Source organism: Secundilactobacillus mixtipabuli, from assembly GCF_002217925.1.
GTDB lineage: Bacteria > Bacillota > Bacilli > Lactobacillales > Lactobacillaceae > Secundilactobacillus > Secundilactobacillus mixtipabuli.
Map to the genome: position 1 here is coordinate 164,612 of NZ_BCMF01000001.1, position 16,802 is coordinate 181,413.

11 protein-coding genes are annotated in these 16,802 nt (G+C 41.9%); all 11 read right to left on the reverse strand.

Annotated elements, in window-relative coordinates; translation table 11 throughout:
- Positions 1-60 precede the first annotated feature (60 nt).
- Entirely contained in the window at positions 61-321 is a 261-nt protein-coding gene (locus IWT5_RS00710) for a helix-turn-helix domain-containing protein (protein ID WP_159459247.1), read from the reverse strand.
- Positions 322-775: 454 nt separating this feature from the next.
- Positions 776-1,543: a C40 family peptidase gene (locus IWT5_RS00715; RefSeq protein WP_369688563.1), complete on the reverse strand. Its 768-nt coding sequence runs from the start codon at positions 1,541-1,543 to the stop codon at positions 776-778.
- A gap of 75 nt (positions 1,544-1,618) precedes the next feature.
- Positions 1,619-2,461, reverse strand: coding sequence for a C39 family peptidase (locus IWT5_RS00720; RefSeq protein WP_089108039.1), 843 nt, complete (start codon positions 2,459-2,461; stop codon positions 1,619-1,621).
- Between the two features lie 373 nt (positions 2,462-2,834).
- A complete protein-coding gene (locus IWT5_RS00725) occupies positions 2,835-3,488 on the reverse strand; it encodes a matrixin family metalloprotease (RefSeq protein WP_089108040.1) in 654 nt (217 codons plus the stop codon).
- Positions 3,489-4,001: 513 nt separating this feature from the next.
- Positions 4,002-5,219: an S-layer protein gene (locus IWT5_RS00730; RefSeq protein ID WP_089108041.1), complete on the reverse strand. Its 1,218-nt coding sequence runs from the start codon at positions 5,217-5,219 to the stop codon at positions 4,002-4,004.
- Between the two features lie 110 nt (positions 5,220-5,329).
- Positions 5,330-6,559 carry an S-layer protein gene (locus IWT5_RS12435; RefSeq protein WP_089108042.1) on the reverse strand — a complete coding sequence of 410 codons (1,230 nt, stop codon included), beginning with the start codon at positions 6,557-6,559 and terminating at the stop codon, positions 5,330-5,332.
- 224 nt (positions 6,560-6,783) lie between these two features.
- Positions 6,784-8,325: an RNA/DNA-binding domain-containing protein gene (locus IWT5_RS00740; RefSeq protein ID WP_159459248.1), complete on the reverse strand. Its 1,542-nt coding sequence runs from the start codon at positions 8,323-8,325 to the stop codon at positions 6,784-6,786.
- Between the two features lie 537 nt (positions 8,326-8,862).
- Positions 8,863-10,548, reverse strand: a complete 1,686-nt coding sequence (locus IWT5_RS00745) for a leucine-rich repeat domain-containing protein (RefSeq protein WP_159459249.1) — start codon at positions 10,546-10,548, stop codon at positions 8,863-8,865.
- Between the two features lie 182 nt (positions 10,549-10,730).
- A complete protein-coding gene (locus IWT5_RS00750) occupies positions 10,731-12,359 on the reverse strand; it encodes a leucine-rich repeat domain-containing protein (RefSeq protein ID WP_159459250.1) in 1,629 nt (542 codons plus the stop codon).
- A 179-nt stretch (positions 12,360-12,538) separates the two neighbouring features.
- Positions 12,539-14,173, reverse strand: coding sequence for a leucine-rich repeat domain-containing protein (locus IWT5_RS00755; protein ID WP_159459251.1), 1,635 nt, complete (start codon positions 14,171-14,173; stop codon positions 12,539-12,541).
- Between the two features lie 200 nt (positions 14,174-14,373).
- A complete protein-coding gene (locus tag IWT5_RS00760; protein ID WP_089108047.1) occupies positions 14,374-16,260 on the reverse strand; it encodes a coiled-coil domain-containing protein in 1,887 nt (628 codons plus the stop codon).
- Positions 16,261-16,802: the final 542 nt, after the last annotated feature.

Genomic DNA, 16,802 nt, shown 5'->3' on the forward strand with positions numbered 1-16,802 from the left:
CAATCTATCTAGGGTCATTCTACCATATTTACCCGATATGTTGCTTGATATGCGCAAAGATTATTGGAAATTGATGGTTAATTCTTTGTTCATCGCGGTGGCAATTTTAGCCAGCGTTTCAATCGTGATATTCGTGCCGCCGTTTTCCCAGCGGGCGATTGATGATTGCGGGACCTTCATCAGTTCACCGAGCTGGCTTTGCGTCAAACCGGCCTCTGCTCGCAAGGCTTGGATCTCAACGGCGTACTTGTAACGAATACTGCTTTGGTGGAATTTCTTAGCAAATGCTGGTTTGTCAAAAATGTTCTGTGCTTGTTTCAATGCGGGAATCCTCCTGTTGGTTGTGTGCGTCGTTTATGATCGACAGAAAGTGTCAGGCGAATGCCTTGGACAACTGTTATTCTACCTAATATCATAAAAGATAAAATCGAACAAATGTTCTTGTATTTTGAAATTAAATATGATAACCTTAGGTTGTTCGGTTGATGAATGCTCATCGAACACGTTCAAGTCATTCGTAATCACCACCCCTAAAGTGATTGCTATGACAGAAATTACCTCAAAAAAAGGATCAGCAGCCTATCCCGTTGCTGATCTTTTTTTGCGTCCAAATAGTGGCATATACCATTTCAAAATCGCCAGTATAACATTCCTGAAATTAATTCAGATTTGCCATACCGTTTCATTTTTAAAAGAACACTCATTTTCCCCTAAAAGCCACCTCCATCAAACGACAAAAAAAGAGCTCCCCAACAGGGAACCCTTCACTTATCGTCTATAGAAATGGCCGCTTAACGCCAGCAATATCTGACCGCTGACCGTTGCGGATTGGTTGAACCATAACACGTGGTGGCCATGACTCGATGACGCGGTTACCGCCAAGATAAATCGCGACGTGCCAGATGACATGCGTCCCTGGTTCATAGTAGAAGATCAAGTCGCCGCGTTCACGGTGCTTATAAGCTACCCGCTTCAGTTTCTTTGAAGCCCACAGGTTACGAGAATTCCACTCGTTACCTGGGTGAGCATGGTTGATGGAACTGATGGGTGCTGGGTTGATGCCGCCAGCATACAGTGCCTGCATGGCTAAGCCGGAGCAGTCCACCCCGTAGCTAGGACTGGATGATGACCCAACCAGATAAGGGCGGCCCTTATACTTGTAGGCTTGCTTAATCATTGCCTCAACGTGAGCTTTACGGCTGCTCTTAGTCGTCACTTTCAGCGGTGCGACGTAGCTGTCAATGCTGGTCCAAGAGGACTTCGAAAAGCCCATCTTGACCCAGGTGGCTTCATCCACGTCCCCAGTCGCTTTCAAATGATGCTTACGCTGGAAATTCTTCACCTGATAATAGGTCGCCGTATTGTACTTATCGTAGCCACCAAAGGTATGCATCTTCTTCATGATCTTCCAGGTCTTGATACCTTCATAGCCCCGTTTGACCGTGTAGCCGACCTTGCCGTAAGGCTTGATCTGCTTGTCTTGAACCTGATAGTAGCCCTTTGGGTTCTGGTAAGCTGACGCTTGAGTGGTAGCTCCTGCCATCCCCACGGCAGCTCCTAGACTTAACGCAAAAATCCATTTCCACTTCATACTCATAATCCCCCCACTAATTTAAAATTAATAACTCAGTGCGCGATTTGCATCTAGTTTACGGTGTGACGTCATCGTACTGTTGGTCATACTGGTTCGTTTCTTCGTCCACGGATCGTTGTAGTAGATCCGGGATTTAGAGTACCCCGTCACCGTCAGTGCGTGGTTGCTGAAGCCGTCAAAATGACCGACCCAGACCACGACCAAATGATTGTGGCGGACCTGTTTCTTAATGCTGGTCAGGCTGTAACCCGTCATGTTCTTGGCGGTGCCCATGTGGGCTTTCACAACGCCCATGAGACCGCCGGGATAAACGTACCAGCCACTCGTCTTGTAAGGACTGCCGACAAACCCCTTGTTGGGATTGCTGCTGCGTGGCATCTCTTTAGCAAGGCTCGTCTTCGTGACCTTGGCCCCGCCGAACTGCAGCATCATTGCCGTAGCCGTGATCTCACAGCCGGTTGGTAATTCCGGACGCTGACCGATCAGTGGCGCATATAGTTTATACGTTGACGTATCGGTAGCCTTTTGATTGATCCAGCCAGTCTGATTATGGTTGTAGGTAAACTTCAGCCAAGTCGTGCCATTCGCATTCTCCTCACGGGTAATATGAATGGTTTTACCAGCAAAGTTACGGCCGTAGCTCATCGGCGTCATGTTCTTAGCTGACGTCTGATAACCGCCAGTAGCGTATACGCCGTAGTTCTGCGAGCTATTGGGCCCCAATGTCGTGTAGTAGCTTACCTTGGTCAGCTTGGTGACCTGGGCATAAGTAGCAGCGCTGGCACCGTTAGCACTGGTAACCAGTGTACCGGCACCGACGGAAAGGCCAAGCAGCAGTGCTGCAATTGCGTGTTTCACTTTCATCATATGTAAACTCCTCAATTGGATTTACCTGAAGTATACCATATTCTGGCGCTTATGAAGCTATCAACTCCGGCTCAATTTGAGGATGAATTAAATCGTTGCGCCATAGGTCTATAACGACAAGGATTTAATATCATTTCTTGATGCACACACATTCTAAAATTTACTTTAGTCCATTACGTCAATATAGCCTTAGCCTGCTCTACAACTCAGATTCCGGCCATATAACACCAAACGACGCCATCCCGATAAAGCCCATCGGAATAACGTCGTTTGCTATTATATTCTGGAATCTACCGAGTTGTGCCACAGCCTTATACAAAAAAATACCCATCCCCCCCGGAATGGATATTTCATTTCTAATTTAAATTGTTTATTAACGGTAACTGTGAATCAAACCATTAACATCAGGCTTTGATACGGATTGATCTCTGGTAGCGTAATACATCACACTGTGCTTGCCGACGTTATGTTCTAAGCCTAAAGCATGGCCTAATTCATGTTCGGCAACGTTGGTCCGTTCACCCTTTGAATAGTGATAACGGTTGGCAACGTTGGTGTAAACGTATGATTTGGCGCTGGCCATCACAGCCAGGCCGTTCATTGTTTTATCGTTAAAGTATGACGAATAAGTGATCCCAACGGTTGAATCATTTTTACCCATTGGTGAGTTTGCATTTGACAAGGTAATGTCTGCTTTACCGGAAGTGGCAACTAATTTAACCACGCCGCTACGGTTCCAGGTCTTAACAGCTGAACTCCAAACGGACTTGTAATAACTTGATCCGCTGGCGATTTTATAGGTGATTGTGGTGGTTGCCCAACGCTTAGCAGCAGGTGTCAAACTGGCTTTACCAGTGGCAGCGCCGCCATCAGCTTTGGCAGTGCCAAATGAAACGGCTGTTTTAACAGCTTCTGTAGCATCGGCATCAGTAACAACCTTTGCGCTGGCGTGACTTGGTGTAGCAAAACTCAAACCTGCAACGACAGCAACAAATGTCAACAAAGTACCCATTAAACGATTATTCATATAAACTGAAAGTCTCCTTATATTCTAAAGTGTCTCGACAATCAGCTTTTTCTATCAAAATTCTCCAAAAATATAACACACGAGAGAGAGTCGTGTTTGCGTCATATATAAAATTGCTAAACCATGTTACGGTGAAAATTAAATCGTTGTTCCCATGTTGATTATTGACCCCCAATAACCAACGCAACGAGGATGACTATAGCACCCCCATTTGGTGAATACAACACTTTTTCAAAATTAATTTATTTTATGAAAACCAATTTTCAGTTTACTGTAACATTCTCCGTTAAGCTTGAAAGCCTAATATATCAGGGATACACGGATATTGTGAAATATTTACGTTCAAATGTAAACAGTTTCAATTACATTTGACATGCTAAAAAGTAATAATCTTTTTCATCCGTTTTCAAAATATTAGCCCTATTTTTAGGACACATAATATTAAGTGTCCTTTTTTAGACAATAAAAAAACGTCGCCCGAAGGCAACGTTTCAAATGCTAATCATTGTGCGATTAGTTTGCAGCACGATATGTTGCACGGACAGTGATCGTCTGCTCAGCATCGTTAGTCGTTGTTGGCGTATTTGCAGCACTAACGAAGTTGTAATGTGTGCCCGAGTTATCAACTAAGTGGGCCAGACCAGCGTCATTGATGATGTTTTCAACATCCGTAAAGTTAATTTCTTGGCCAGCTTTAACTTGGAAGGCAGCCTTAGCACCCGCAGCATCCAGTGCAGCTTGATCATGGCTATTCAGCGTAATAGCATGGTTACCTTCGTCAGCAAGAACAACTTTGATTGCTTTAGTACTGTGACTGCCATCATCCTTCACATAGAAAATAACGGTTGAGCCATTCTTAACGACTTTAGTGAACAGTGAAGCAGCACCGCCATCGCTACTGTCATTAGGAATAAAGCCTGAAGGCAAGCCGTCGATGATGCTCTTCATATTAGCAGGCGTCGACAAATCAGTCGTCGCTGTACTGTTATCAAACGGAACCGTACCTTTACCTACTAGATTACCGTTGCTCTCGTCAACGTATTTGATATTGATGAGGTTACCCTGTGGTGCTCGCACAGCAGCGTAGTAGATCCAGCCAGTCACTGATGGATTCTGGTCATCTCTAACTTGGTAGTAAAGTGACCCTTCACGCACCTTAGTTTCAGCACCAATGATCGTGAACGTATCCGTTGACTTGAAACCAGTGATTTTAGCAGCCTTATACTGCGTATTCTTCGGTGCCGTCCAGAGCGTATTCTTGGATGGGTCAACGATAGTATAACCCGTTGTCTGACTTGGTAACCCCCGCTGTCTCGTGGTGTCAGTGGATTTGATCCCGCCACCGAACTGAGTGGTATCTTTACCACCATAGATCCAGCCACGGTAATGGCCATCAAACGAAACCACCTTGTAGTAGACTGAGCCACGGTTAGTGGAAACGATGGCGTAGGCACGGAAGTAATCGGTCGAACGAGGCGTGATCGTTAACTTACCCATTGTTGTCTTTGAAGCAATCACCCGAGCACCCTTAATGGTCCCTGGCTTAGAATACAAAGCTTTGGCACCAGTAGGCACCACATTACGTGATTCTGGTGCAGAGGTAAAGTAAGCTGGCTTAGTGACATAAGCATATGACTTAGCACTAGCAGTGGTTGCAGCAAAACCAGATGCAGCCAGGACTGAAACAGCAGCTAACCCAATGGTTACTGTTTTTTTCAAACTTGATTTCATATCAATAACACTCCTTTTTTAACGACCTCATTTTAGTTCCAGCCGTTAATCTATTTCTGACAAAAAACGCCGCCAAGCGGCGACGTTTTAAAATCTAATTTAGTTAACGATTACTTAACAAGTTGATAAGTGGCACGTACGGTAATGGTGTTACCAGCATCACTCGTAGTCGTTGGTGTATCTGAACCACTTACAAATTGGTATTTATTGTTAAGACTATCTAGCACATTGGTAAGGTGTGCATCAATGATGATGTTTTGAATATCGTTAGCAGTAATCGTGCTACCAGCTGGAACTTGGAAAGCAGCCTTAGCACCTGAAGCATCAGCAGCAGCTTGGTCATTAGGATTCAACTTAAGTGCATTACCACTTTGATCAACAAGGGTAACTTTGATTGCCTTGGTGGTGTTAGTAGCTACAGGCTTAACGTTAAAGGTGACCGTGTCGCCGTTCTTAGCGATAGCAGCTGCATCACGGTTATCAAATGAAGCTGAACCGCCGTAATCGTTGCTGTAAGGAACATAACCTGAAGGTACACCACTAAGGATGCTCTTCAAGTTATCAGTAGTCGTAGCGTTGGTGTAACTTGCATTCTTATCGAATGAAAGTGAGCTGGTACCAACACTGTTACCAGTAGTCTTATCAACGTAGTTAACCTTAACTGTGTTGCCTTGTGGTGCTTTAAGGCCTGAGTAGTAGATCCAGCCAGTAACTGAAGGCTTCTGGTCATCCTTTACTTGGTAGTAAAGTGAACCTTCACGAGCCTTAGTTTCAGCACCGGTAACCGTAAAGGTATCGGTTGAATCAAAGCCAGTGATCTTCGCAGCCTTGTACTGGGTGTTCTTAGGAGCAGTCCAGATAGTGTTCTTAGAAGCATCAGCAATGGTGTAGCCAGTAGTTACACTTGGCATTGTAGCTGACTTAGTAGTGGTTGCAGGTGTGATACCACCGCCGAACTTGGTGTCATCTTTACCACCATAGATCCAGCCACGGTAACGACCGTCAAATGAAACAACCTTGTAGTAGACGGAACCACGGTTAGTCTTGACGATTGAATATGCACGGAAGAAGTCAGTTGACTTAACTGATTTAGCTAAGTTACCCATAGTGGTTGTAGAAGCAATCACACGGGCACCCTTGGTGGTACCTGGCTTAGTGTACAATGCGTTGCCACCAGTAGGCACAACGTTACGTGATTCTGGTGCAGTAGTGAAGTATTCTGGCTTAGTAACATAAGCATAAGACTTAGCACTAGCGTTTTGAGCAGCAAAGCCCGAAGCGGCAAGTACAGAAACAGCGGCTAAACCAACATACAATGATTTCTTCAAACTTGATTTCATTAGTTTAATACACTCCTTTGTAGTTACAATACCCTTCAGTTAATCCCCTTGATTAACTAAATTCATTCTACCACTTAAAATCTATAATGAGAAGATATTGAGAACTCTTAATTAATATGCAAGGTTCCTGTAATGAAAGTAGTCAATTAGGTTAACTTAGTTTAACAAGCGAAAATATTAGTCCACCTATAAAGGTTACATAAGCACTATTTCTGGTGGCAAACCTAATGTGGCATATTCTCCAAAAACTTAATTAATTTTATTCTACTTAAATCAGCTGCTGATGTTCCAGTTTTTAAGTAATATTTTCTCGCCTTTCCATTTCCAAAGAAGACGAGGATCTGTTTGTCTGTCAAACTGTTAGTGGCTGATCTGAACTTATAAGTACTGAAATCTTTATAGGCACTCTTTTTCTTCATTTCTTTTGCCATCTCTGGGATGGAGAATGCGGGGTGCTCAATGGCAAATTCTGTAATTGCTTTTTCAAGACTGTTTAAGCCATGTAGACTTGATTGCAAATCCGTTTTCCAAAGAACGATTTTTGTCGAATCAGCTTTTGTCGTAATCTCTGGAGATTTAAGATGATGATTGATAGCAGTTTCAGCAATAGTTCGTCCGCCTTTTGCTTCTCGTTCTGCAATACCTACGCGTCGAAATAACGTAGCTATAACTGAATTCCTAACCCTAGAAACGCTACCACGTAAAAATTCTTCCTTGGTAACTCTCATCTCTCCAGGATTAAAGAACTCAAAGTAATCATCATAGTCAGTAATTTTCACAGGAAAATCAGCATCATAGTAAGCATGCATCAATGAGTTGACAACTGCTTCCTTTACAGATTCCTTCATATCACTGAAGTATGAGCCCCGAGTCTGATTTTCATCTTGTTGATACTTGTCAGGGATACCATTAGCGATTTTCTTTTCTACAATTTGATAAAAAGAGAAGAGATTTAAGTCTTCAAAGTTCATATCACCTGTAGAGACCCGATCAATCCAATCTACAGAACTTACATTCTTCTTTTTCACATAGTCAACTTGAAAACCAGGAAATCGGTTAATGATGGCATTTAACTTGCCAAAAAACAACAAGCCACCAGCAGTTAACTTATATGTTTTGTCACTTGTGGAACGGTCTCTTCTAAAAACACCCTTATCAATCAAAAATTGATAGTTATCTTGAGTTAGTACACTGGGGTCGTTCTTATTTTTAGCATATAATTGTTTGTATTCTTTGACAGTCTCTTCATTGATATCATCCATATCATAGTTGTTCAACAACTCTGTATCTATTTGCTCCTGAGAGTCAACCACCATATATTTAAATTGTTCAGGTGTGGCAATCCTGTCACCATCGTCAGTTCTCACATAAGTATTATCACGATTTTTATAATAAATTGGTCTTAAATCGTAACTAGCTTTGGGAACTCGAATTTCAATAATATCTTTCTTAAAAACTTTTAGACGAAAAACATCATCGGAATGTAAGATGTTATGATTTACGATCTGTTTATTTGCTAATTCGTTCCAAAGTGTCTTTATTACATCATTTGGGTTGGAAACACCTGTAATATTATATTGACCCTTTGACTTATCCTCAGCTATACCCAAGAAAATTACACCGCCATCGGTGTTTGCAAATGCGCTATATGTTTCCCAGAAAGCCTTTGGAAGGCTAAACTCAGCAGTTTTATATTCAAGTGTAATACCTTCTCGGGGTACTGAAAACGTTTCGGAACGAAAGTCAGTAAACGGAAATTTCGACACCATGTACACATCCTTTTAAATGTTTTCGAATATATTTCGAATATATTCGAATTTATTTTTTATGTCTGAAACCTGCGTGGTTAGGAGAATCAGGCCCCTATTCATAATTAAATTTCGAGAAAATCAAATCCATTTCGAATATATTGACAAATAATGTAAAAGGTGCTATTGACACTGTAAATATGTACATATCATCCCTTAACTTATCGTCTCTGCCCTTGATCTAAGCATCTTTCCCAAAAGTAATTCCATGCAGTATCCTACAGATCCCTTTTCCTACTGTAATTTTAAAATGCACTTTCATTTTATCATCATTCCCATGTTTTTAATATACGCTAAAATCGAAGTAAGCTTCCATAGTTCCCTGATTCTGCCATGATCAATACAGTTGCCGTCACACACATTGTTGCTATGTTATATTCTAATTTTAAGAAAACTATGACTCTTGTAGATCCATAAGTGTGAATCAGTTTAAACATTAAAGCAAGCCACACAACCCTCTTATGAGTTGAGCGACTTGCTTGCGTTCCAGCTAATTTACTTCTGGTCCATAATCAACAGTTGCTTGTTACCCGTGATATAACGCCCGTTAGTCAATTCGAACCGTGTCGCACGACCCCAGTTCACCACACGCTTCACACGTAACTTAGTGCCTTTCTTGTAAGAACGGACCTTCTTGTTCGAAGAAAGCTTCACATCCTTGTAGCTATTGATCCGGTTGCTCAGCACCCGTACTTGGCGCACCTTGTTACTCCGGAAATGGCTGTCTGCCACGTAGGATGAACCTGCAGTAATGTAACCACCATCAACTTTGTAACGCTTCTTACCGTTCTTGTCATATGCAATCCCACGTACTCGGAAGTTTGCTGCTTTAGCCCGGCTTTGTTTCTTGTATGAGCGAATCGGACTCGTCAGTGAAACGTTCCGATGTAATCTCATCCCACGTTTAGCGTAAACGGTATGAGGCCGTTTTTCTTCTGGCTTAGGAGCAGGCTGCGGTTTCGTTTCATTGCCGTTGTTATTGCCGGACTCGTTGTCACCAGTGTCGGGGTTGCTGGTATCTGGTTTATTGTTGTCTTCTGGACCTGGTACTGGTGGATTAGGATCAATACCACCATTTTTAGCGCTGACGGCTAAACCGAGTAACCCATATAGATAATAAGTGGAGCTATCCTCCTGAGATTTATCAAGTATATCCATCCAGACATATGCAATTCCACCTTCTTCTGAGGTGACAATAATTTGTTGATCGTCGTCTGAGTAATCGATATTATCTGCATGCTCAATCACAACACTGCCTTTAAAACGTGTTTCATTTAAATAGTCGTTCCCATTCACCTTAAAAACCAAGCCTAATTCTTTAACGAGATTCTGGTACGAAATAGTTGGCTGATAAGTAAACTGCATTACTTCTCCATGCCAAAACTGGTTGCCAAACGCTTCATTTTGAATTTGAGGATTTTCAACGGTGCCTATGTCTGCATCGCTGTTATGAGGATGTCCTTCGTTAATTAAGATCCTCTTAATCTTGTTTTCTGTAAATGCAGCATAGCCAATCGTTTTAATGTTTGGTAAATTAACATTTGTCAATTCATTTTTATAAAAAGCAGAATTCCCAATCGTTTCAACATTAGGTAAATTAATATCTGTTATTTCATTGTTATAAAAAGCGTAATCACCAATCGTTTCAACATTAGGTAAATTAATATCTGTTATTTCATTGTTATAAAAAGCGTAATCACCAATCGTTTCAACATTAGGTAAATTAATATCTGTTATTTCATTGTCATAAAAAGCGCGATCACCAATATAGTCAATTCCTTGAGGATTTTCAAAAATCACCTTTTTGATTCCTTCATTCTCCCTAGTCCCTCCTAAATTGTCTTTTGAAAATACCGCATGACCAACTCCTGTAATAGGTACTGGTGCCCCGGACCCATTATCGTAACTTTCTGGAATAATCAGTATGCCTCCATCAAGTAAATTTTCTTTTTGCCCTTTACTTAAATTAGCGTCTGTAATAATACCATCTGCGACCATCATTTCGTTATTCTCCAGGGTAACTGATTCGCCAGCTCGTGTGTCTGATGCCTTGATACTTGCTTTAGCCACCGCCGTTGTCCACGGTTCTTGCTGTGTAACAGCTGATAAGGAGCCAACTCCAGTACCAAGCAACATCCCAATCGCCAACACACTACTAAACAACTTGATTCTTTTCTTCATCATGAACCTCCTGTGGGGGTCTGTGGTGAGTCACATCAATAATTCTTCGTAATTCCAATATAACAATTTCGCCAAAACAAACACCAGCAATATACCATGACTTCACAAAGTGTTGCTGATTTGGTCATAATCTGTTCATACAAAAACAACCACCCAATTACTGAGTAGTTGTCTTAGCTAAATTACTTTTGATCCATAATCAACAGTTGCTTGTTACCTGTAATATAGCGTCCGTTAGTTAATTCGAACCGAGTCGCGCGACCCCAATTCACCACGCGCTTTACTCTTAACTTTGTACCTTTCTTGTAAGAACGGACTTTCTTATTCGAGGAAAGTTTTACATCTTTGTAGCTGTTCACACGGTTGCTCAGTACCCGCACTTGGCGCACCTTGTTAGAACGGAAATGACTATCTGCTACATAAGAGGAACCTGCAGTAATATAGCCACCGTCAACTTTGTAACGCTTCTTACCATTCTTGTCATAAGCAATCCCACGTACCCGGAAGTTGGCTGCTTTAGCCCGACTTTGTTTCTTGTATGACCGGATTGGACTAGTCAGGGAAACATTCCGGTGCAGTCTCATGCCCCGTTTAGCGTAAACGGTGTGAGGGCGTCTTTCTTCTGGTTTAGGTGCTGGCTGCGGTTTAGTTTCATTACCGTTGTTGTTTCCGGATTCACCGCCCGTTCCGTTATCTGGGTTAGTGTCAGTTTCGTTACTGTTATTCCCATTGTCCGGTTGGCTTCCGCCTCCTTGGGTAGATTTCGGATTAACGTTTAGTTTGAAAGCGCCTGTCATAAGAGTTCTCCAAGAATCCGATGTTACTCCACTAAGTGAAAAATCAATAACCGCGTTTCCACCACCATTAGATGTCACGGTTAATCCATCATCATGCCAATCAATATTATTGGCGTCATTGATATCTTCCACTGACCCGAGGTACTTATATTCACGATTATTTACTTCATAGGTAAGGCCAAGCCCGCCAACCAGACTTTCATTCGAAATTGTCGTGTTGTAATCCATTGTTAAGCTATCCCAGTCTTGGTTTGTAAATGCGCTTGCTAAAATACGGGGGTTATTCACTGAACCTAATATCTCTGAGCTAGATTCATAGTCTTTATTGACAGAAACAGTTTTAATTTGATTTTCCGCAAAAGCCTCATTATAAATATTTTCAATAGCCTTTAGCTCTACACTTTGTAGCTGATTATTTATAAAGGCCTCATCCTCAATTGATTTAATTGAATCAGGAAAATTAACATTTGTAAGCCGATTATTTTGGAATGCACCAACGCTAATTGTGTCCAAGCTTTCAGGAAGTACCACATCTGTAAGTTGATTGTTTGCAAAAGCATAGGTTCCAATGTAGTTTATCTGGCTATCGTCATCAAACGTGACTGTTTTTAGGCCATCAAAATTTTCAAGGTTAAATACGTCTATCAAGTTATCTTTTGAAAATACACCGGTATATTCATAGCTATCAGGATCCCGGAAAACATCAATCTCTTTGATGATAACGGGTTCTCCATCAGGGCCTTCAACCTGTTTTGGAATAGTTAAATGCCCCTCTTTTAAAGCTGCAATAAACTCAGCATTAGCATCTGGGTCATCATTTTTAAGACCAGTAATTTTTCCGTCACTGTTAACTTTTAGCTGATCTGCCGTTAACTGTGCTCTTGAGGTGGACGCTTTAGCCGTCACCGTCGTTCCTGGAACATGCTGTGCTACAGATGACATAGCACCAACGCCCGTTCCCAGCAACATCCCAATCGCCAACGCACTACTAAATAACTTAATTCTTTTCTTCATCATAATCCTCCTGCGGGGGGTCTGTGGTGAGTCACAACAACTTTCTGTAATCCTAATATAACAATTCCGCTAAAACAAACACCAGCAATATACCATGACTTCACAAAGAGTTACCGATTTGGTCATAATCTGTTCATAAAAAACAAACCACCCAAGTACAGAGTGATTTGTTGTTTAAATTACTTCTGATCCATAATCAGCAGTTGCTTGTTCCCCGTAATATAACGTCCGTTAGTCAGTTCGAACCGAGTCGCACGACCCCAGTTCACCACGCGCTTCACTCGTAACTTGGTACCCTTCTTGTAGGAACGCACCTTCTTATTCGAAGAAAGCTTCACGTCCTTATAACTATTCACCCGGTTACTCAGCACTCGTACTTGGCGCACCTTGTTAGAACGGAAATGACTATCTGCTACATAAGAGGAACCTGCAGTAATATAGCCACCGTCAACTTTGTAACGTTTCTTGCCGTTCCTGTCGTAGGCAATCCCACGTACTCGGAAACTGGCTGCTTTAGCCCGACTTTGTTTCTTATATGATCGAATCGGGCTAGTCAATGAAACGTTCCGGTGCAGTCTCATGCCCCGTTTAGCATAAACGGTGTGAGGCCGTCTTTCTTCTGGCTTAGGAACTGGCTGCGGTTTCGTTTCATTACCATCGTTGCCGCCACCATTGCCAGTATCTGGATTAGTGTCGGTGTCGTTGCCGCTATTCCCATTGCCAGGTAGACCGCCATTTCCGCCAGGATTTTCTTTAAACGGATTAACGGTAAGACTATACGAGCTAATAGAGTAGTCACCCGGTAGCGGACCCTCAGATTCCAAGTCCATATCTAGACCAGCTGAATATTGAACGGGATGACTAGCACCGGTTATTTTTTTGTTATCATTATCTGCCTGTAAAGTAACACCATTCTCGAGTTCAATTGATTCTTCGCCATCAAAAGCAACCCTGGATACTGCCTTAATCTGATCGTCGGTTCTTTTTAATAACGTCGGCTTCAAAGCAGCAAATCCAATTTCACCATCTTTGTTGGGCATTACCTCATGCGAGATATCCTGGTTTGTAAATGCAAATGGATTAACATTTACATCTTTGTTCAAATTGATACTAATTAGTGCGTTTTCCCGGAACGCCTCTTTGCCAATCTCAGTAGTTTCCGGCAAATTAAGTGTAGTTAATTGGTTACCCCCGAATGCCCCTTCGCCAATCTCAGTAGCTGCTGGCAAATTGAGTGTAGTTAATTGGTTATTCGCGAACGCCCCTTCGCCAATCTCAGTAGCTACTGGCAGAGTGAGTTTAGTTAATTGATTACCCCAGAAAGCATATTCGCCAATATATCTAATATGATTAGGTTCTTCAAAAGTTATCTTGCTAATTCCTGGCCCGTTTTTGTCAGTGAGATAACTCAAGTATGCCTGGTCGAATACGCCTAGTTCATAACCTGGTCCTCCTTCCTTACTCTGAGCATCAGCAATTCCTGTAATTGGAATGTTTTGGCTATCTTTTGTGATTGATTTAGGAATAACTAACTCTCCCCCAGCCAATAATAAAGCAGCTTTTTCGGCATTGGTAAAATCTGTAATCCGGCCTGTATCTGCATCAATAGTTACATCACTTGCTGTAATATTTACTGGCACTGCTCGGTTATTTCTACTGTTCGTAGTGTTTTTAACTGACTCAATTCTGCTGTTCTTATCCTTTGCTTGAACAGATGTAGCGGGTGTATTAGCACCAGTTATCGCTGGCACTGCTGCTCCCAGTAACATCCCAATCGCCAGCGCACTACTAAACAACTTAATTTTTTTCTTCATCATGAATCCTCCTGTGGGGGGTCTGTGGTGAATCTCAACAACTTTCTGTAATTCCAATATAACAATTCCGCTAAAACAAACGCCAGCAATATACCATGACTTCACAAAGAGTTGCCGGTTTGGTCATAATCTGTTCACAACAAAAAAAGCCATCCAATAGAATGACTTTCTACACACAACTTATACAACCTTAACAGCCGCTATTCACCAACCGGAACACCCAACGACACTGGTAAATTCCGCGGATCCATCAAACTAATCGTCAGCGGTTGATTCAACGCCTGAATCAGCTTCATCTTAGTAGCATAGTTATCAGCCAGATACTGCTGCTTTGATAACGCCTTCGTCCAGTCCGTAAATTCATCACGCTTCATATCTGAACCAGTAACCAGAGCAATCGGCTCGCCATGCGTCACACGCAACAGTTCACGATAGTGTTCGTTATTGAGTGTACCCAACAGTAGACCGCTCTGATTGAATTGAGTCTTCAGCCACCAATCAGCAAAGCCATCAATACTATCAAATGCCTGCACCTGCATGCCCACCGCGTTTAACAGCTCCACTTGGATCAGTTCATCTTGTTCGTACCGCACGTTCAAAATACCTAGTCCACTTTGGCTGTAATACTCATCGCGATTCTTAGTGCCATCATCATTATAAAAGCGGTTAGCGGTCAGTTGACCTTCCCTAGTCAGCGTACTGCTTTCTGCTAGGTGGTCACCCTTATATGAATCAACCGTAGAAACGGCATCACTCTGATCAAAATAGTGCGCCTTAAGTGTCCAGCCATTATCCAATACCAGCGTCCGCTCCGTGTGATCATCGTTCCACTCGTCAGTAACGGCGTTATCCGGCAACTGATACTTAGCGCCTAACTCGCCTTGATGCTGCAGACTATACAGTGGGTTGTAGACCGAGACCACGCCACCCTTAACTTGTAATTCAGTCGTCCATTTCGCAATCTGGCTGGTTAAGTTCAGTTTAAATTGACTGGTATATAAGCCAATCCGACCAGCGCCACGGTCAGTTATCACCTTTATCGCTGACTTGAGTTGGGCAAACTGCTCATCGTCCACACCATCCATATCCACGATAATCTCGGAATCTTCACCAAACTTCAGCTGCTTAACTGGAACTGACACACCCAACCAACCAGCGATTTCTTGATTAGCAGCCGCCAGTTCTTTGTTCTTTTCGTCTAAATGACCTTGTAGCTTAGCTAATTCATCTTGGTTCTTGGTTAATTCTTGCGTTAAAGCATCCAGATGCTTAGAACGTCCCTCATCGTCAGAGGCTATTTTAAGCTGAACTTCTTCCAACTGATTATTAACATCCCGGAGTTCTTTTTGGTCAGTCGTCAATTTATCGCGCACTGTCTGCAGCTGGCTCTTCAAATCCTGCTGTTTCTCTTCTACTGCAGAAATAGTGGTCGCATTCTTTTCGCGTTCATCTTTATTGTTCTCAATATCATCCCGATACTGATCCGCTAAGGTCACAATCACAGCCGGATCCTTTTCACTTTCAAACTTAGCTGAAATATCCTTTTCGGATTGAACCAGTTGCTGTTGCTTCTTGTTAAGACCAGCTAATTCTTCATTAATTTCCTGCACTTGATCAATTAACGAACCCGCCTGGTCCTGATTTTCTTTAATTTTGGCACTCAGCTCACTTTGCTTTTTAACTAGCGGAGCAGACGCATCCTGAGTTTCCTTCTCCATTTCGTTTTGAATCTTAGTTACCTGGGTACCAGCATCATCAACTAACTTCTGAGCATTGGCCTTCTCAGTGTTAAGCTGATCAGCCTCTTTTTGAATGCTCGTTTGTTTGTCAAATAGTAAGCTTTGTAAAGATTCACGCTGGCCGTTATATTGTTGAGCTACCTTAGTTAGTTCATCCTTAAATGTTGAAATGGAAGTTTCCTCTGAGTCTTTCTGCTCTTCTGTTTCAAGGTCACTGGCCTCAACACTAGTCTGATTTTGACTTGCGGATTGATTAACTTGTGTTTCCTCTACATTACTATTCTCTTTTTCATTACGTTTGATAATTTCTGAATTCGATTTCCCGTGAAATAAATCTCGAATACCCATGTTTTTCCCTCCTGAAACCCATTTATTTATATTCTATCATTGAAACAGCAGAATCAATCGATTTCATGAAACTTTCTGTTATCCATTTTACTAACTGGAAAATTACTTTCTAATGTCTATTATATCCACTTAAACTACAAGTGTGGGCAAGTCTCCATACCAGAAATTTTTTGGATTTTTCTTTAAATGGACCCCAAAATAATATACAAAATCACCAAGGCAAAAAATATCAGACTTCTAGGTAGCGCGTTAGCCCGAACATTGTATGTCATATACACTATCAATTTAAGGTCGAGTTAGTTTAAATACTTGTCAACATAGTACTCCAAAAAGCGTAACTAAGTGTTGACCTTAATACTAGGTGCTAAGTCGTAACTTCCACGATGCTCGTAATACCATAAGTTGATTTAGTTGTAATTATGTAATCTAGAAATAGTAAAAAGCACAGCCACAAAATTGCGACTGTGCATACGAATCACCAATACGATTTTAAAATGACACAAAAAATTACTAAGACAAAAAAGAAACCAACTCATAAGTGA